Origin of the sequence: Mesorhizobium sp. B1-1-8 (assembly GCF_006442795.2) — a bacterium.
Taxonomy (GTDB): Bacteria; Pseudomonadota; Alphaproteobacteria; order Rhizobiales; family Rhizobiaceae; genus Mesorhizobium.
This window is the reverse complement of record NZ_CP083956.1, coordinates 4,443,686-4,460,256: the sequence shown is the minus strand read 5'-3', so window position 1 is coordinate 4,460,256 and position 16,571 is coordinate 4,443,686. Positions and strand designations below refer to the sequence as shown.

The window sequence follows — 16,571 nt, the reverse complement described above, 5'->3', positions numbered from 1 at the left end:
ACGTCATCCACCCAACCCTTTGACGATCTGCGACATGCCCATGTAGCGGGTATAGATGGCGGCGAAGAAGCCGAGCACGACGAACAGCACGATCGACAGCGTGGCGCCCATCGGCCAGTTCAGTTCACCCATGATGGTGTCGTAGATCAAATTGCCGAACAGCGCGTCGCGCCCGGAACCGAGCAGCTGCGGCGTCACATAGCTGCCGGCGGCCAGCACGAAGCAGAGCAGCAGGCCCGCCGCGAGGCCGGGCAGCGACAGCGGCAGCGTGACTTCCCGGAACGCCTGCGCGCTGGTGCAGCCCATCGAGCGGGCCGCCGCGATCAGTGTGCGGTCGATACCCTCGAGGCTGACATAGACATTGAGGATCATGTAAGGCAGCAGGAAGTGCAGCAGCCCGAGGATGACCGCGCCTTCGTTGTAGAGCATCGGCAACGGCTCGTTGATGATGCCCAGTTTCAGCAGCGCAACGTTGATGACGCCCTGTTCGCCCAGGATGTTGATCCAGGAAAAGGTGCGGATGGTGAAGCTGATCCAGAACGGCACGATCAGCAAAAGCAGGAGCAGCCACTTGTGCCTGAAGCTCGTCGCCCAGATGAAATAGGCCGGAAAATAGCCGAGCACGCCGCAGAGCAGGGCGGTGATGGCGCCGACCCTCAGCGTCTTCAGAAGGAAGCCGTGATAATAGCTGTCGGTGAGGAATTCGTGCCAGTTGGCGGTGGTCAGCGCGCTGGTTTCGACGCCGGCGGTGACGAAGGTAAAGAACGTATAGGCCGCCATCACCGCGATCGGCAGCACCAGGAAGAAGATCAGCAGCAAAAGCACCGGTGCGATCAGCAACCAGGCCAGCCGTGGATCATACAATGTCCATCGATTTTTCATGCGCACCGGCGCGCTGTTTTTGAAGCGCTTATTGTTCCCGGGGCAAGATTGGGTGATTGGGCCGGCGATGTCCACAGGCGCTGGCCCAAATTCGATTCGGCCAGCGGCGATCGGCGTGTTCGCAATCCCGCCGTGATGAATTGCGGCTGCAACGCCTACCGCTCCGTGAATGCTCGCGCGAAGGAGTCGAGCATCGGCCGCGCCAGGTAGTCGAGGAATGTGCGGTCGCCGGTGTTGATGAACGCCTCGACCGGCGTTCCCGGATAAAGCTGCTCCGCCTTCATGCCCGGCGGCAGGGTGTCGGCAATCTTCAGCTTGGCGCGGAAATAGGGTTCGTGCGTGGCCTGGTCGATCAGCCTGTCGGCCGAAATCTGCGTCACGGTGGCTGAGACCTCGGGCGTCAGGCGCATGTTCAGCGCGGACAGTCTGAGTTTTGCCGGCTGCCCGACGCGGACCTGATCGACGTCTTTCGGCCGCAGCCTTGCATCGACGTTGAGGCCCGCTGCCGTGGGCAGGATCTCCATGATCTTCTCGCCTGGCGCGATCACGCTCCCCTTCGAATTATAGGTCGACGACACCACGATGCCGGCGGCCGGCGCCCTGATCGTTGTGCGCCCAAGCACCGCTTCGGCCGCCCGTATCTGCTCCTCGATGTCGGCGAGATTGGTGCGGACCTCGTCGAGCTTGGTCAGCGCTTCCTCGACGCGTTGCGTGCTCAGGCGTTCGACTTGCACCTGCGCCTCGACGATCTGGGAATTGGCCGCGGCGAGATTTGCCTCCAGCGCGCCGGCCTGGCCGACGAGATCGGCCTCGCTGCGCAAAAGCTGCGAGTATTCGCTGCGGTTGGTGAGGCCCTTGTCCAGGAGGCTGGTTTTGATGCCGAGCTCCTTCTTCACGACGTCTGCCTGTTGCTGGATGGCTAGTTTCTGGGCGTTCAAGCCGACGACCGACTCGCGATGCATGGCGACCCGCTGCGTCATGATCGACTGTTCCGACCGGAACCGTGCGAGCTTGGCGTCGAACTCCTTCTGCTGTTCTCTGACCAGCGTCTCGAAATCGTGCTGGAACGGCGCGGGTGCTGGCTCGGTGATCGGCGCAAGCCTGTCCAACCCATCGCGTTCCGCCTCCAGCCGTGCCGCACTTGCCTTCAGCGCGATCGACTGCCTCGTCAGCCGGTTGAGGTTGGCCTGCGCGGCCGTCGGGTCAAGGAGTATCAGGTCCTCGCCCTGCCGCACGCGGTCGCCTTCATGGACGAGCAGTTGCTTGATGATGCCGCCCTCGGGCTGCTGGATCAGGATGTTGCCGCCGGTCGCCGAGATCGTGCCTTGCGTGATCACCGCGCCGGACAGCGGCGCGCTCGTCGCCCAATAGCCAAAGCAGCCCGCGAAGATTGCGATTGCCGCATACCCGGCCAGCGCCACGCGCCGGAAGTCGGTGCGTGGCTGGCCGTCAAAGACAACGCTCTCGATGGTCATCATCTACGATCCGAACCGGACGCCGTGGGCGCGGATCGTCGGGGCGAACGAGCCTGTCACCACCGTGCTCTGCTGCGCGGGAACGCCTTTGCCGGCGCCCTTGTCGACGACAGACTGTCGCAACACGTCGCCGCTTGGACCGAAGGCTTCGATCACGCCCCCGCGCAAAAGCATCACGCGATCGCAGGCGGCCGCGATTGAAGGCCGATGCGTGATCACGATCACCGTGACGCCCGCGGCTCGCGCGGCTGAAAGCACCGCTTCGAGCGCCGCTTCGCCGGTGCCGTCGAGATGGGCGTTGGGTTCGTCCAGAACGAGGACTTTCGGATTGCCGTAGAAGGCGCGCGCCAGGCCGATCCTCTGGCGCTCGCCGCCCGACAGTGTCCGGTCCGACGGACCGATCATGGTCTGATAGCCGTCGCGCCGCGCCAGGATCAGCTCATGCGCCTCGGCGCGCCTCGCGGCCTCGATGATCGAAGCGTCGTCCGCTTGCGCGTCGAAGCGGGCGACATTTTCCGCGATCGATCCGGGAAAAAGCTCCACGTCCTGCGCCAGGTAGCCGATCCGCTTTCCGAGCTGGTTTTCGTCCCAGCTCCTGAGGTCGGCGCCGTCGATCCTGACCGATCCGCCGCTCGGCTGGGCGGCGCCCACAAGCAGCCGCGCCAGCGTCGATTTGCCGGCGCCGCTCGGCCCGACGATTGCCAGCGCTTCGCCGGCGCCGACGGCGAAGTTAAGCCGCTTTAGGATGGGTTCGGTGCCGGGCTGGGCGTTGGGCGCGATGAAGAAGAGGTCTTCTACCGAAATCGCGCCGGATGGATCCGGCAAGGTCAGCTTCCGTACGTTTGCCGGATGTGCCGAAAGCGCGCCCCGCAGACGTTTCCACGCCCGCCCGGCGTCGACGATCTGCCGCCAGGACCCGATCAGCTGGTCGAGCGGCTGTAGCGCGCGCGACGACACCAGCGAGGAAGCGAAGATCATGCCGGCCGTCATCTGCCCCTGCAGCACCAGCCATGCGCCGGCGCCGAGGATCGCCAGTTGCAGCACCATGCGCAGCGCCCGCGATGCTCCGCTGAAGATCGCATTGGCCGTCGAGGAGCAATCATAAAGGGTGAGCGCTTCCCTGACATGCCGCCCCCACACGCCGGCGGCGTTCTGCACCATGCCCATGGCGCGCAGCGTTTCGGCATTGCGGGCGAAGGTCTGTTCCGCCAGGCTGGCGAGTGCCGAACGCTCCGCCGACAGCGCATCGTTCCTGCCGATGGCAAGCTGGTTGGCCACCACGAGCACAGTGAGCAGCACGGCGCCCACCAGCGTCACCCAGAACAGGACGGGATGGATGAAGTAGAGCAAGGCGAGGAAGACCGGAGCGAAGGGCAGGTCGAACAGCACCGCCACGCCGCGCGACCTGACGAAGGCGCAGACCGAGGCGAGGTCGCGCAGCGGCGACAGGCCGCCGGCATATTTGGGCGCCAGCGAAAGGGCGAATGTGCTCGTGCCAAGCTTCCTGTCGATAGTGGCCGCGACGCGCTGCGTATAGATGGCGCGCAGCGCGTCGAGCAAGCCGAGGAAGGCGAGCGCGAGAACCGCGATGGCCGACAAATAGACAAGCGTCTCGACGCTGGAGGATGGCAGCACGCGGTCATAAACCTGCAGCAGGTAGAGCGGGATCACCAGAAGCAGGATGTTGATCAGCAGCGAGAAGATGCCGACATCGGCGATGGCGCGAAGGAAGATCGCCCGCAGGTTCGACGGCCCAGTTATCTCCGCCGAGGCTGCATGATCCGCTGCATTGTCCCGAAACATCGAACCGGTCGCCTGAATCTTACGCGTGGCCCCCAAACTCGGAACCGTGGTGCAGCGTGCTGTCGGCAAAGCTGTGCGTGGCGATGCTGTGCGTGGCGGTGCTGCTGCTAGTGCTGCTGGTCATGGTCAGGGGATTCGCCTGCACAGTGCCCAGCGTGTAAGCGTGGATATAGTCTATCTTCATCACGGCCGGCGTGGCGAGATGGTCGGGCGGCGAGCCTGCATAACCGCCGACCGCGAGATCGACCAGCATGTACATCGGCTTGTGCATGTCGGACGGCGTCGCCGCGTGGGCGACCTCGACGCCGTCATAGGTCCAGACCAGCTGGTCCGGCGTCCACAGCAGGCCATAGGTGTGGAAGCCGGCGGTATCGGAAACGTTCACCGAGGACGCGATCTTGGTGTGCTGCCCCGTCTCGTTGGTATGCGCCGTCATGTCGAGCCGGTTCGGCTCCTGGCCGCGCATTTCCACGACGTCCAGTTCCGGCGGCCACGAGCCGTCCTCAGGCAGCAGCCAGAAGGCCGGCCATGTGCCGGCCGTCTCGGGCAGGTCGGCGCGCATTTCGAAGTAGCCGTAGGTCTGCGAGAATGAATCATGCGTGGTCAGGATGCCGGAGGTGTATTCGTAATTGTTGATGTAGGGCTTGATGTCCGCCGTTGCCTGCTGCGCGGTTATGGTGAGAACGCCATTATTGACGCTGAACGGATGGACCGAACTGGTCGGGCCGTAATTGGTATCGATGTACCATTGCTGTTCGCTGTTGGCGGTGAGCGTGCTTCCGTTCGGCGCTCCCCACCAGAAATTGGAATCCCAGGTGCCGCCTTGGCTGTTGTGAAGGCTCAGCGTGTTGAATTCGTCGCTGAAGGATAGCTTCATCCCGGACATGTCGATTGGCAGCTCGAACTGGCTGGGCTGCAGCTTGTCGATAGTCGTGTCCTTGAATTCCAGGATCTCGCCGGATCCAAGGTTCAACAGCACATTCTGTCCGGCCTGGACCATGGCTGAGTGGACGGCGTCGAACGAAGTGAACCCGTAGCCATTGAGGCGGACGGTGTCAGTCGCGGCAAAATTCGCGATCAAGTCGCTTCCGTGGCCGCGCGAAACGATGAAAGTGTCATAACCGCCGCCGCCATCGATCAGAACATCGTTTCCCGGGCCGCCGTCCAGCGTCTGGTGGCCGGCCTTGGCGGTGATGATGTTGTCCAACGCATTTCCGAAAGCATAGTTATTGGCGTTGGTGACGACGAGGTTCTCGACATTGTCCGGGAGCTTGTAGTTCATCCATGTGCTGATCGTGTCGATGCCTTGCCCGGCGGCCTCGGCCACCTTGTTGCCCGCCCCATAGAGGTAATAGATATCATCGCCCGAGCCACCGTGCATGGTGACATTGACACCGGATGCTCCGTAGAAGGAATCGTTCCCGGCGCTGCCGTACAAGTCCGGTCCGGATCCTGAAGCCGAGAACCAATGGTTGGAAGCGCCGCTATAGGGAAGAGGAACGCCTACGGCGTTGACGAAGAAGCTCATCGGACAAATACTCCTCGTGGTGCCTAGCCGGCTAAATCATTCGACGCGTGTTCCAGCGACCGCTTCCGCTTGAACGTTGGAACGCATGTTATCGTTCCAAATATTAGAAGTATAGAGTATTATGCGTTCAGGCGGCGATACGGGTGAATAAGAGTATTAAGAGAATGCTAACGCAACCAAGCTGAAATGCCTGGTTTAACTTTGTAGAAAATTTTTATAAAAATTGCTCAACAGGCTGCTTCGAAAGATGCGTTTGGTTCGCCACAGCCGCCCGCCAGCTATTCCGGCAGGCAAGCCATCCGCATGGCGTCACTGACATCATCGATGATGTCCGGCGCCAGCCCAACCGCCGCCGACCAGCCGCGAAAATGCGGTTCGAGCGCCGTCAGCCGCGCGCCCGCCGCCTGGTCGGCCGGCTCCGTCGGGCGGCCTCGCGGCCGCGTCGCTTACAGCGATCGCGTAATGCCGCCGTCGACGCGGATGTTCTGACCGGTAATATAGGCGGCGCCGTCCGAGGCCAGAAACGAAATCGTCGCGGCGATCTCTTCGGATGTGCCGTAGCGCTTCATCGGCACGCTCTCGCGGCGCTCCTCGACCTTCGGCAGGCTGTCGATCCAGCCCGGCAGCACGTTGTTCATGCGGATGTTGTCTGCCGCATAGGTGTCGGCGAAGATCTTGGTGAAGGCGGCAAGACCGGCCCGCGCCACCGCCGAGGTCGGGAAGGCGGCACTCGGCTCGAACGCCCATGCCGTCGAAATGTTGATGACGGCGCCTGACTTTTGTTTCTGCATCACCGGTGTCACCAGCCGGGTCGGGCGCACCACGTTGAGGAAATAGGTGTCGATGCCCTTGTGCCAGTCCTCGTCGCTTATCTCGATGATTTGCGCGCGCGGGCCGTGTCCGGCGCTGTTGACCAAAACGTCGATGCGGCCCCAGCGCTCGAGCGCGCCGTCGGTGAGGCGCTTCAGATCGTCGTTCGACTGGTTGGAGCCAGTGACGCCGAAGCCGCCGAGCTCCTTGCCCAGCGCCTCGCCCTTGCCGGAAGAGGAGAGCACGCCGACCTTGAAGCCGTCGGCAGCCAGCCGCTTCGCCGCCGCCGCCCCCATGCCGCTGCCGCCCGCCGTCACCAGAGCTACCTTGTCTGCCGCCATCTCGCTGCCCATCCTGGTTAGGGTTGAAAGCGCCTCTGTTAGCATGGAGCCGGAAAGGCGCGAACCGGTTCCGATTGTACCAAGCGCCGGTGATCTCCCCCCGTGAGGGGTAGATGGCCGCGGAGCGGCCAGAGGGGGTCGGTCCGACCGGGCTCGACCTCCTGCGAGGAGAAGGTTGGCGCTCCACGCGCGGCGACCCCCTCTGTCGCCTTCGGCGACGTCTCCCCCTCGAGGAGGAAATCAGCAGTTCGCACGCCGGCTCTCAAATCTTGAACACGCTCATCACCGCCTTCGACACTTTCGCACAGCGGCCGGGTTTGACATCGCCAGTTTTGAGTGGCACGCCCTTGCCAGCCACAGGCGGCGGTTGATACCTGCCGCGCAAGGCCTGGTCTGCGGCGCAGTAACCCCAGTTCACCAGATCGACGGTTTCCTCAGGGCCGAGGAAATGCAGCGAGGTGGCGATGTCGGCGGGGGCGGTGCCGGCGGTCTGCACGAAAGTTGGCTCGACCGCGTCCGGCTTGCTGGCGATCGACCAGTAGACGCCGCGGACGGCGGCATAGTCGGGCCGCGCCGCGTCCTTAGGCAAGCCGTGATCGTCGGCGTCCTTGGCGGCCTGGAAGCGGGCGATGAGGTCGCGGCGGCGTAGCGAGCGGACCTGATTGTCGGTGGTGTCGGCCACCCGCTTCAGCTGCGAAAACCAGTTCCAGTAGCCGGACGTGGACGCCCGCCACGGCGCGCCGGCGTCGCTGACCAGCAGCCAGCGGCAGCGTTTCAGCGCCGGCTCGATGCCGTGATTGTCATAGACGCCGCCGTCGGTGAGCACGGCGCGGCCGGGTGCAACCGGCAGCCCGACGCTCATATCGAGATTGTCGTTGCGCCACGCGAATTTTGTCAGGTCGAGTCTGAGCGGCGACAGGAATGGCGGGAAAGCCGAGGATGCGGCGATAGCTGTCGCGACCGGCAGTTCGGCATGATAGGCGACGCCGATCCGGTAGTCGGCGATGTAGCGCCGCGACATTCTGAAGAGCGAGCCGGTGGCGAGATTGCTGGCGCAGAACACGAACCAGGGGCTCTCGGGCAGGTCCTTCAGCATCGGGCGCTTGCCGTCGAAGAGATGGCGCTCGTAGCAGGCGGCGACTTCGCGCGCCGCGCTCGAAAACGGGTTCGCCAATCCCTTGAAGATCGACGGCGCATCGAGGAACACCTGCGAGAATGCCAATAGCTTACTGAGATAGATATCGAAATTGGTAGCGACACCGTCGACGAACGTGAAGCGCGGCCAAATCACCGCCAGAAGGCCGGCGGCGATCGAGCCGCCCGAGACCGAGCTCACCATGTCGAGTTTTTCGAGTAGGCCGGTTTCGTTCAGCCGGCAAAGCACACCGGCATGGAACAGCATGGCACGGTAGCCGCCGCCCGACAGGCAAAGGCCAAGATCGTAGCGCTCGGCCCTGAAACCATCCACCGGCGCTGCTTCGCTCGCCTCAATCGCGGTTCCGTTTGTGTCCGGCTGCGGCATCATGCGAACCAGTCGGCCGTGGTCTGGGTGCCGGAGCGGCGCTGCCCCTCATGACCGCGGTCATAGACGACGAGGATACCCGGCCGGCCATCGATCGCGAATGGGCAGAGTCCCTCCGGATGGTCATGGCTCATTGGCCATTCGTAAAGCAATTCGGCGGTCTCGACCCGGCCCGCGTCGGACGGACGCCAGCGGTGCAGGCGAAACGGCCCGTCCGCTCCCGTGACCGGGCCGGCCAGCAACAGCACCGTCTCGCCGTCGCGCGCCAGGTCGCGCACGCCGAGGCCCTTGAGGTCGAGCAGGTGCAGATGCGGCCCGCCGTCGGCGGGCAGCAGGGCAGCCTTGCGCGGCAGCGAGACGACGATCGCGTGGCTGTCGATGACCGGGCCGCGCAAGCCGAGCAGCAGCCGTTTCGGCAGCAGCGTCAGGCCTTCGATGTCGAGCCCGTTCTCCTTGCTCGGCAGGTTGAGGAAGCCGGAGAGGTACGGGTTTTCGCGCAACCTGCGCCGCAGGCAGTCCGCGCCGGTATAGGGCAGCGCCCGTCCGGTGCCGCGTTTCGGCCTGCCGGAGCCGCCGAGCTCGATCGAGCCGAGCAGATGCCGGCTCGGGCGGCGCTTGAAGCCGGAATCGAGCGTGCCGGCAAGTTTCGGCTCGCGCCTGACGCGGCAATGCGAGCCGCAGAGCCACAGCCTGCCGCCGAAAACATCGACCGATTCCAGGTCGGCCTCGTTGCCGGCCGGCAGGCCGGGGAAGAAATCGTCCAGCCTATATTGCGCATCGAGCACAAAGTTGGCGCCGGTGATGGCCAGGCATTCGAAGGTCCGGCCTTCGTCGGAGACGGTCCAGGCGAATTCGCGGTCGATGGCGATGCCCGACATGTTCGAAATGACGTCGCCGAGGCCGCGCGCCCCCGCATAGTCGAAGACGATCTCGCGCAGCCGGTTGAGCCGCATCGCCGAAACCGTCTCACTGGCCATGGGTCGCTCCGATCGCTTGAGCCGCGGCTGCTCCGCCGCGCAATCCAGCGCAGCGCGGCCACTCTGGCAAGCGGTGGAATCGCGGAACATCACCAATCTCTTCCTCTGAGGGGCAGAATGGCCGCCTCACAGCTCCTTTTCCGCCAGCTCTCTGAACGCATCCGGCACTGAGCGCGCTGCTTCCAGCGCCACCGTGCCGTAGCCGACGGCCTGCTTCCCAAAACGCTGGCGGATCTTGTCGATGGCGCGGTCGGCGCCGACGCGGGCGAGGCCTTTGCGGCTGCCGGGCTTCAGCTTCTCGTCGGCGAGCCCGAGCGGCAGTTCGAGCTGCAGCTCGGCGTGTTCTTCCAGATGCGAAACGGAGATCGCCAGCAGCGAGATTTCCCGCTCGCCCGGATGTGCGGCGAGCACGCCGCGCACCAGCTCCCCGGCGATCTCGGCCAGCATCGTCGTGGCCTGGATCGGCTGCTCCAGCGTGATCGCACGGGAGACCGCGCGCATGTCGGCGAAGCGCACCCGCACCGTCACCGTGCGGCCGGGCCGCGCCTTGGCGCGCAGACGGCTCGCCACCCGGTCGGCGAGATGCAAGAGCGTCGGCACGAAGACGCGCGCCAGCGCGGGCTTGCGGCCAAGTGCCGACTGCGCGCCGGCCGAATGCGCGCGGCGATGCGTCTCCAGCCGGCGCGGGTCGCGGTTCCAGGCGAGCGCGGCCAGCTTCTGCCCGGCGGCATGGCCGATCAGCCGCTCCAGCGCGCCGCTATGCGTGCGCGCCAATTGACCGATTGTCTCGACGCCGATCTCGGCCAGCCTCGCCTTGGTCGCCGGGCCAACGCCCCACATCAGCGACACCGGCAAATCGTGCAGGAAATCGAGCTCGGTGCCGGGCTCGACCACCACCAGCCCGTCTGGTTTCGCCACCTGCGAGGCGATCTTGGCCAGATGTTTTGTCCGCGCCACACCGATCGAGATCGGCAGGCCAAGCTCGGCCTTGACGCGGGTCCGGATGGTTCTTGCGATCTGCTCCGGCGGTCCAAACAGATGCGTGCAGCCGGCGACATCGGCAAAAGCCTCGTCGATCGAGATGCGCTCGACCAGCGGGGTGAAATCGTCGAGCACTTTGATCGCCGCATCGCCAAGCCGCTGATAGTCGCCGAAATGGCCGCCGACGAAGATCAGCCCTGGGCAAAGCTCGCGCGCCTTGCGGCCGGGCATGCCGCCGCGCACACCGAAGACTTTCGCTTCATAGGAAGCGGCCAGCACGACGCCGCCGCCGACGGCGATCGGCTTGCCGCGCAGCGACGGGTCGAGCAGCTGCTCGACCGAGGCATAGAAGGCGTCGAGATCGGCATGCAGGATGGTCGCGGCATTCGAAGCGGCGTTCATCCCGAGCATCCCGCGCTCCCGTCTCCATCCGGTCTGCCCTGCCGCGTTGCAGCATTAGATTTCTCTGTTGGAACGGGCGGATTTAGGGAACAGAGTGAGAACAAAAGCAGTCTGGTGTCAAGGCCACATTGAGCCGTTTTCAGTGTCATCATGCAAACGAATGAGCCGCTTCATTCAATCGAATGGGGCCGCGGTTGCACCTGCGAAGAGGATCAAGGTGAGGCTCGCCCTGGTCGACCTTGGCCGGTGCAACTTACAGCCGCCATCAGCCGCGACTGGCCTATGCCGGCTTGGCGTATTGCTCGGCGCTGAGCACTTCGATGCACTGGAACGGTGCCTTGCCTTCCACCCAGGCGTCGTGGCCGGGCGGGATCGTGTAGGACATGCCCTGACTGAAGGTCCTTTGTGTTCCGTCATTCATTTTGACGGTGATTGTGCCGGACACGACATAGCCGACATGCGAGACCTGGCAGCTGTCGGTCTTGACCACCGGCTTCACGCATTCGGACCATCGCCAGCCCGGTTCCATGTTCATCCGCCCAAGCGTGTAGCCCGGCAGCCGCACCACCTCGACGCGCGTCTTGGCGGGCGAGCGCACCTCGTCTGGATTGTCATGCGATTTGGCTTCCAGTTTCGTGACGTTCATTGCAGCTTCGGCCATGCCATCCTCCCATGTTTCCGCACGGTGCCCGACGCCGCGATCGTCGGCGACCGCCATCGGAGTCATACGCCAATTTGTAAGAAATTGCTAATGTAACGCCGCTGCCGAAACGGCAAAGAAAAACCCGCGCCGAAGCGCGGGCAAGTTGGAGTAGCCGGTTGATCAACGAGGTTCCGGGCAGTTGGTTGCGGTCAGTCGCCGTCGCCGGGCCACGGTCTATGGCTTCGGTAGGACTGAAGTCTCACCGTCGCGGCGCAGAGGCCTGAAAGCCGGATTTTCAAGAAACCAGGGTTCTCGCAAAACATTGGCTAACAGGCCGTCGAGCAAAGTCCCTTCATCGGCGGTTGCATCGGGTGCCCGCCATTTCCTGCGATGTGGCGGGCGCTCCTGGAGCATGATGCCGAAAAGTGTGAAGCGGTTTTCGGACGACATCATGCTCCATCTCTTCGATTTAGAGACGGATTCAGATTTCAGGTCGATTCGACCTGAAATCATCCGGCTCTAGGAGTTTCGCATGCAACCTGGCGAGATGATCGCGAACGCGTTTGCCTTCCTGCTCCTGGCAGGATTGGTCGGCGGCATCTTCCTCGTTTTCGGAAGGCCGCTCTGGCCGGACCATGGCCGCGCGCAGATGGTCATCCTCCTTCCGGTCGATCCCGCCACAACTGGATCCGTGCGCAGGATCTGCTTCGAGCCCTGCCTGCCACCCCGGTTCGATCTCAAGCTCGCCCCGCCGAGGCCGCAATCGTGAGCGGAACCCGCATGCCGGTCGCGCCGTTGAATGATCGAAGGGATGCTTCGGGCGGAGGCCGCCATGGATAGCAGCTTCGAACTCATTGATCTTCTCTGCATCGTCGACGCCTGCGCGAGCGACCGCGCCGCGGGCCGGCTCATCTCCATGTCCCAGGCCGTGGAGGAATTGCGCGTGCTGACGGGCGATTTCGTCTCGTCGGATGAAGCGGCAGCGAACGCGCTGAGTCAGGTGGCGCTGGAGCGCGGCTGCGCAGTGCTCTTCGACGAGCAGCCGGGCGCGGATATCGTGGGGTGAGTTACGGTCTCCCTCTAGGGAGATTTGGCGCTACTTCACCAGGGTTATCATCCTGCCGGCATACATCTCGCGATTGCCGAGTTCGGCCGTACAATCCGCCTTCACGGCCGAGTTTCCCGTCATCTTCACTGTTTTGCCGACCAGCCGCAGGCAACTGCCTTGCGCGTTCATATCCGAGTTGCCGGCATAGGTGATGGCCGCGTCGGGGGCGTAGATGAAGCCGCTCACCATGGAGCCGGATCCGCCGTTCAGCGTCAGCGCTTGCGTGTTGCCGCGGTCCTGGAAGATGGTGATGCCAGCATAGGGGCCGCTGGTCGTGGGCGAGAGGTTCACCGTCTCATTGGCGTTGACGTAAAGCTGCGAGTTTTCCATCAGAAAGATCGTCACGCCCGGGCCTGCCAGGCTGCCGTTGCCGCCAGGCTTTATGGTGACGTTGCGCAGGACGTAGATGCCCGGATTGAGCGTGATCTTTCCCGACCACGTCTTGTCGCAATAGGTGCCGGGCGAGAGCGTGACGGTCTTGCCGTTGGGCATCGACTGGCAGAGCCCATAGGCGGGCGGGGTGATGTTGGCCAGCGGATCGAAGGACGCATACTGGTTGGTGAGCGGCGCGCCGCAGGAAAGTGTGGCGTTCGGCGGCATGATCCCCGAGGTCCCGCCGACCGTCGACACGCAGCCGGCGCTGACTATCGCCGAGCCGCCCCGGTTGACGGCGTCGGCCGCGTCCGAGTTGGCGGCGATCACGCAGCCCTTCATCGCGACGTTGGTCGAGCCCTGCAGGTCGACCGCGTCATCGACGTGCGGATCAAGCGCGAGCACACACGCCTGCGCCCCGGGCTTGACCTTGATGGCGGCGGAGCGGAACGCTCGCCAGGCGGGCGCGCCACTGACGAAAGCAGGGCGGCTGATGCTGGACGACAACGAAATCATATAGGCGCTCGGATCGCCGCCGGCCGTTGCCTGGAAGGCGTCGACGGCGCCCGAATATTCCCCGGTGTCGGCGGCGCTCATATCGGCCGCGAAGATAGTCAGGCCGAGCTGGCGCACGTCGCCGGCCGACATCCCCGGCTGGTATTTCGTGCCCACCGCGAGCCCGGCCGCGTCCAGCGAGTTCTGCAGTTGCGCCGCATCGTCGCTCGTGCCGATCACGTCGACGGCTCCGGCCACCGCGAGCATCAGCGGCACCATGGCGACCGCGGTCGCCAGCGCGAAATTGCCGCGCTTCGAAGCCCAGAACCGTCCAATCATGGGAGCACCCTCGCCCGAAATCACCGAGAAATCACAGAGAGGTATCCCAGCCGTCTCAACGACCGATTTCCGAAAAAGATAAAATGCAGCAGACGCTAAAATGACAAACTTCTCCGCAGCTTACGCCATAAGTCTGACATAAGTTGGGCCTTAAGTCTTAGAGTGTTCGTCAGCAAAAGGGCGAAACAGCGCTCTGGGGTCTGACCGGCATAAGTCGAGCGAAAAAATTAGCCATTCGTTTATCGACTAGTGGTTCACGTAATGGTCGGGATAGCTTGGGCGCGCTCGGCCATGGCCACATTCGATCGAATCTTCAGAAACTTCCTGTCCCGTCGTTCGCGAAGCGGCGAGAGCGGCAACGTCGCGATCATCTTCGCTTTCACCTTGCCCATTGTCGTCGGCGGCGCAGGGCTCGGTGTCGAGACGTCCTACTGGTACTATTCCAGCTTGAAGCTGCAGGCGACGGCGGACGCGGCCGCCTATGCGGGAGCGTTGGAGAAGATCGCCGGATCCAACACCGCGGCAATTACGACGGCGGCCACCCAGTCGGCTGCCTCGAACGGGCTGGGCACCGGCACCATCATCGTCCACACACCGCCCACCTCCGGACCGAACACGGCCAACAAGGCGGTCGAGGTGATCCTCACCAAGAAGCTTGACCGGATCTTCACCTCGATCTTCGTTCGGGGCCAAGTTCCCGAAAAGGCGAGGGCAGTGGCGCTCATCACCGACGCCTCAAAGGCATGCGTGCTCGCGCTCAATCAGTCGGCCTCGCAGGCAGCGCTGTTTTCCGGCAGCACCAGCGTCAAGCTGACCGGCTGCTCGGTCATGTCGAATTCGACCGCCGCGGATGCCATCAAGGTGCAGGGCTCGGCCGGGCTCCAGGCCGACTGCCTGATCTCGGCCGGCGGCGTTTCGCTGAGCAACCCGGTGACCACGGTCTGCAAGTCCCCGATCACCCAGGCTCTGCCGGCGTCGGATCCGTTCTCCAGCCTGCCGGCGCCCGCCGCCACCAACCCGTGCAGGAGCATTAACGGCAACAAGACGACGCAAACAATCCTGGCCGGGACCTATTGCAGTGGCATGAACCTCAACGGCAATGTCGCGCTTTCTACCGGCACTTATGTCGTGCAGGGCAATTTGAAGATCAACGCCGGCGCGGTCATCACCTGCGCCGCACCCTGCACCAACGGCGTAACCATCTTCATGGCCGGCAGCTCGACGGTGAGCATGAACGGCAACGCCACCGTGAATCTGAGCGCGCCGACCTCGGGCACCTATTCCGGCGTGCTGTTCTACGGCGACAGGACCGGCGCTAGCGCAAAAAGCAACTTCAACGGCACCGCAAACTCCTTGCTGACCGGCGCGATCTACTTCCCCAGGCAGGAGGTCGACTATCTCGGCAATTTCTCGGGCAAGAACGGCTGCACCCAGGTCGTTGCCGACACCATCCAGTGGTCGGGCAATTCCACCATCAACCAGGACTGCAAGAGCCTTGGCATGAACGACATCCCGGCGGCGCCGTCGGTTGCGGTCGTCGAGTAGCGGCATGGGGCCGGCAGCGATCCGCTTCCGCAAGAACCGCTCCGGCGCCGCCGCGGTGGAATTGGCGCTTGTGCTGCCGGTACTGTGCACCGCGCTCTTCGGCATCGCCGATGGCTGGTCCTACGTCACCGGCTCGCTGGCGATGCGGGCCGGTGTGAAGACGGCGGCAAATCTGGTGATGGCCGGGGCAACCGACGACACCGCGACCCAGGCCATGGCGGTCTCGAGCTGGAACAACCGGCCGGCTGACGGCAAGGTCACGCTGAGCCGGATCTATAAATGCGACACGACCGTGGTCGATGCCGCGACCTGGGCCTTGTGCAGCGCGCCGAAGGTGCGATCGACCTATATCCAGATCCAGGCCTCCGCCACCTGGACCCCGCCTTTCACCTTCGGTGTCTTTCCAGGCAACAAAGCGATCGGGCATCAGCAGGTGATCCGTGTCCGCTAAAGCAATTCCAGGAAAGGTGCGCGGCGGCTTTATGCGAAAGCCAAAGGCGTTTGCCGGCAACACTTCGGGCGGGGCGGCGTTGGAATTCGCGCTGGTCGTGCCTTTCCTCATCATGCTGCTGTTCGGCATTTTCGCCTTTGGCTGGTCGATGAATTCCGCCTCCAGCGTCCGCTATGCGCTGGAGCAGTCCGCGCGCTCACTGCAGCTCAACAACACGCTGACCCAATCCCAGATCCAGGTGATCGCGACGCAAAAACTGCAGGCGCTCGGCCTGAAGAACGTCAACGTCACGATCACCACCGATCCGGCGAGCGGCGGCTTCAAAATGGCGCATGTCAACGCCAGCTACGCCTTCGTCATCGATTTCCCCTATTTCAGCGCCTTCCCGATCAAATACTCGACGACCGTGGCGGTGCCGCTGATCAGCAGCTAGGGGAATCTGTCGCCAGTATATAACAGTATATGCCGACAGTATATAACAGTATATACCGACGTCAGCCCGGGGAAATCCCAAAATCAAAACTGCCAGCGCGCCTCGGGACGAACCTGACGGCGTTAGTGCCTGGCGCGCAAAAAACGGGTACAACGTCATCCGCGAAAAACCCCACATAAACAAGGAACTCAAGCCCTTCAGCGAAGGCAAGCAAGGCAAGCTGCATGGCGCTAGGCCTATAGTCCGACAGTGTATGGGCCTTCATTGTTCCAGAGGGCCGACCTTGGCTTCGACCAAATATTATCCATTAATTTCAGTGAGTTAACACATACGCTGGCTCTGAGATGGAGGTATTACTCCGATCACTCCCTTGTCGCGACTGATTTTGACTAAAAGTTACTCCAAGCCGTTAGGGAATTCTCATAAGACGCGGCCTAGCGGTTGGGCAGTGCTGGCGATTCACC

At 63.5% G+C, this 16,571-nt stretch carries 16 protein-coding genes; 5 read left to right on the top strand and 11 right to left on the bottom strand.

All coding sequences use genetic code 11. The features are described 5' to 3' along the window. Positions 1 to 3: 3 nt before the first annotated feature. From FJ974_RS21860 to FJ974_RS21815, 10 genes are all read right to left on the bottom strand, one after another. Positions 4 to 882 (bottom strand): ABC transporter permease, encoded by an 879-nt coding sequence (locus tag FJ974_RS21860; RefSeq protein WP_140538827.1) that lies wholly within the window; start codon positions 880 to 882, stop codon positions 4 to 6. 155 nt (positions 883 to 1,037) lie between these two features. Next, positions 1,038 to 2,357 (bottom strand): HlyD family type I secretion periplasmic adaptor subunit, encoded by a 1,320-nt coding sequence (locus FJ974_RS21855; protein ID WP_140538854.1) that lies wholly within the window; start codon positions 2,355 to 2,357, stop codon positions 1,038 to 1,040. Positions 2,358 to 2,360: 3 nt separating this feature from the next. Next, positions 2,361 to 4,160: a type I secretion system permease/ATPase gene (locus tag FJ974_RS21850; RefSeq protein WP_226891339.1), complete on the bottom strand. Its 1,800-nt coding sequence runs from the start codon at positions 4,158 to 4,160 to the stop codon at positions 2,361 to 2,363. A 19-nt stretch (positions 4,161 to 4,179) separates the two neighbouring features. After that, positions 4,180 to 5,688, bottom strand: coding sequence for a family 16 glycosylhydrolase (locus tag FJ974_RS21845; protein WP_140538826.1), 1,509 nt, complete (start codon positions 5,686 to 5,688; stop codon positions 4,180 to 4,182). A 446-nt stretch (positions 5,689 to 6,134) separates the two neighbouring features. Beyond that, positions 6,135 to 6,839: an SDR family oxidoreductase gene (locus FJ974_RS21840; RefSeq protein ID WP_140538825.1), complete on the bottom strand. Its 705-nt coding sequence runs from the start codon at positions 6,837 to 6,839 to the stop codon at positions 6,135 to 6,137. A 262-nt stretch (positions 6,840 to 7,101) separates the two neighbouring features. Further along, on the bottom strand, positions 7,102 to 8,307 hold the full coding sequence (locus FJ974_RS21835) for a patatin-like phospholipase family protein (RefSeq protein WP_226891338.1): 1,206 nt from the start codon (positions 8,305 to 8,307) through the stop codon (positions 7,102 to 7,104). Between the two features lie 53 nt (positions 8,308 to 8,360). Next, positions 8,361 to 9,338, bottom strand: a complete 978-nt coding sequence (locus FJ974_RS21830) for a DUF3616 domain-containing protein (RefSeq protein WP_181177325.1) — start codon at positions 9,336 to 9,338, stop codon at positions 8,361 to 8,363. Positions 9,339 to 9,464: 126 nt separating this feature from the next. Continuing rightward, positions 9,465 to 10,721 (bottom strand): DNA polymerase IV, encoded by a 1,257-nt coding sequence (gene dinB / locus FJ974_RS21825; RefSeq protein WP_140538823.1) that lies wholly within the window; start codon positions 10,719 to 10,721, stop codon positions 9,465 to 9,467. Positions 10,722 to 11,001: 280 nt separating this feature from the next. Further along, entirely contained in the window at positions 11,002 to 11,382 is a 381-nt protein-coding gene (locus tag FJ974_RS21820; RefSeq protein WP_140538822.1) for a cupin domain-containing protein, read from the bottom strand. A 216-nt stretch (positions 11,383 to 11,598) separates the two neighbouring features. Further along, complete coding sequence (locus FJ974_RS21815; protein WP_181177324.1) at positions 11,599 to 11,817, bottom strand: hypothetical protein; 219 nt, start codon at positions 11,815 to 11,817, stop codon at positions 11,599 to 11,601. 79 nt (positions 11,818 to 11,896) lie between these two features. Between FJ974_RS21815 and FJ974_RS21810 the strand changes: the two genes are divergently transcribed. Beyond that, on the top strand, positions 11,897 to 12,133 hold the full coding sequence (locus FJ974_RS21810; protein WP_140538820.1) for a polymerase: 237 nt from the start codon (positions 11,897 to 11,899) through the stop codon (positions 12,131 to 12,133). Positions 12,134 to 12,196: 63 nt separating this feature from the next. After that, the gene (locus tag FJ974_RS21805; RefSeq protein ID WP_140538819.1) at positions 12,197 to 12,430 is read left to right on the top strand and encodes a hypothetical protein; all 234 of its coding nucleotides are present in this window, start codon (positions 12,197 to 12,199) and stop codon (positions 12,428 to 12,430) included. Between the two features lie 30 nt (positions 12,431 to 12,460). Here the strand turns inward: FJ974_RS21805 and FJ974_RS21800 are convergent, their stop codons facing one another. Continuing rightward, positions 12,461 to 13,678 carry a TadE/TadG family type IV pilus assembly protein gene (locus FJ974_RS21800; protein WP_140538818.1) on the bottom strand — a complete coding sequence of 406 codons (1,218 nt, stop codon included), beginning with the start codon at positions 13,676 to 13,678 and terminating at the stop codon, positions 12,461 to 12,463. Positions 13,679 to 13,969: 291 nt separating this feature from the next. Between FJ974_RS21800 and FJ974_RS21795 the strand changes: the two genes are divergently transcribed. The 3 genes from FJ974_RS21795 to FJ974_RS21785 are packed head-to-tail and all read left to right on the top strand — an operon-like array spanning position 13,970 to position 16,107. Then, positions 13,970 to 15,223, top strand: a complete 1,254-nt coding sequence (locus FJ974_RS21795) for a TadE/TadG family type IV pilus assembly protein (protein ID WP_140538817.1) — start codon at positions 13,970 to 13,972, stop codon at positions 15,221 to 15,223. A gap of 4 nt (positions 15,224 to 15,227) precedes the next feature. After that, positions 15,228 to 15,674 (top strand): TadE/TadG family type IV pilus assembly protein, encoded by a 447-nt coding sequence (locus tag FJ974_RS21790; protein ID WP_140538816.1) that lies wholly within the window; start codon positions 15,228 to 15,230, stop codon positions 15,672 to 15,674. A 31-nt stretch (positions 15,675 to 15,705) separates the two neighbouring features. Beyond that, positions 15,706 to 16,107, top strand: a complete 402-nt coding sequence (locus FJ974_RS21785) for a TadE/TadG family type IV pilus assembly protein (RefSeq protein WP_140538815.1) — start codon at positions 15,706 to 15,708, stop codon at positions 16,105 to 16,107. Positions 16,108 to 16,571 lie beyond the last annotated feature (464 nt).

Excerpts from the sequence above, each read along its gene's own strand:
- FJ974_RS21860 (WP_140538827.1), bottom strand. The coding sequence starts at position 882 with ATGAAAAATCGATGGACATTGTATGATCCACGGCTGGCCTGGTTGCTG.
- FJ974_RS21855 (WP_140538854.1), bottom strand. The coding sequence starts at position 2,357 with ATGACCATCGAGAGCGTTGTCTTTGACGGCCAGCCACGCACCGACTTC.
- FJ974_RS21850 (WP_226891339.1), bottom strand. The coding sequence starts at position 4,160 with ATGTTTCGGGACAATGCAGCGGATCATGCAGCCTCGGCGGAGATAACT.
- FJ974_RS21845 (WP_140538826.1), bottom strand. The coding sequence starts at position 5,688 with ATGAGCTTCTTCGTCAACGCCGTAGGCGTTCCTCTTCCCTATAGCGGC.
- FJ974_RS21840 (WP_140538825.1), bottom strand. The coding sequence starts at position 6,839 with ATGGCGGCAGACAAGGTAGCTCTGGTGACGGCGGGCGGCAGCGGCATG.
- FJ974_RS21830 (WP_181177325.1), bottom strand. The coding sequence starts at position 9,338 with ATGGCCAGTGAGACGGTTTCGGCGATGCGGCTCAACCGGCTGCGCGAG.
- dinB (WP_140538823.1), bottom strand. The coding sequence starts at position 10,721 with ATGAACGCCGCTTCGAATGCCGCGACCATCCTGCATGCCGATCTCGAC.
- FJ974_RS21820 (WP_140538822.1), bottom strand. The coding sequence starts at position 11,382 with ATGGCCGAAGCTGCAATGAACGTCACGAAACTGGAAGCCAAATCGCAT.
- FJ974_RS21815 (WP_181177324.1), bottom strand. The coding sequence starts at position 11,817 with ATGATGTCGTCCGAAAACCGCTTCACACTTTTCGGCATCATGCTCCAG.
- FJ974_RS21810 (WP_140538820.1), top strand. The coding sequence starts at position 11,897 with ATGCAACCTGGCGAGATGATCGCGAACGCGTTTGCCTTCCTGCTCCTG.
- FJ974_RS21805 (WP_140538819.1), top strand. The coding sequence starts at position 12,197 with ATGGATAGCAGCTTCGAACTCATTGATCTTCTCTGCATCGTCGACGCC.
- FJ974_RS21800 (WP_140538818.1), bottom strand. The coding sequence starts at position 13,678 with ATGATTGGACGGTTCTGGGCTTCGAAGCGCGGCAATTTCGCGCTGGCG.
- FJ974_RS21795 (WP_140538817.1), top strand. The coding sequence starts at position 13,970 with ATGGCCACATTCGATCGAATCTTCAGAAACTTCCTGTCCCGTCGTTCG.
- FJ974_RS21790 (WP_140538816.1), top strand. The coding sequence starts at position 15,228 with ATGGGGCCGGCAGCGATCCGCTTCCGCAAGAACCGCTCCGGCGCCGCC.
- FJ974_RS21785 (WP_140538815.1), top strand. The coding sequence starts at position 15,706 with ATGCGAAAGCCAAAGGCGTTTGCCGGCAACACTTCGGGCGGGGCGGCG.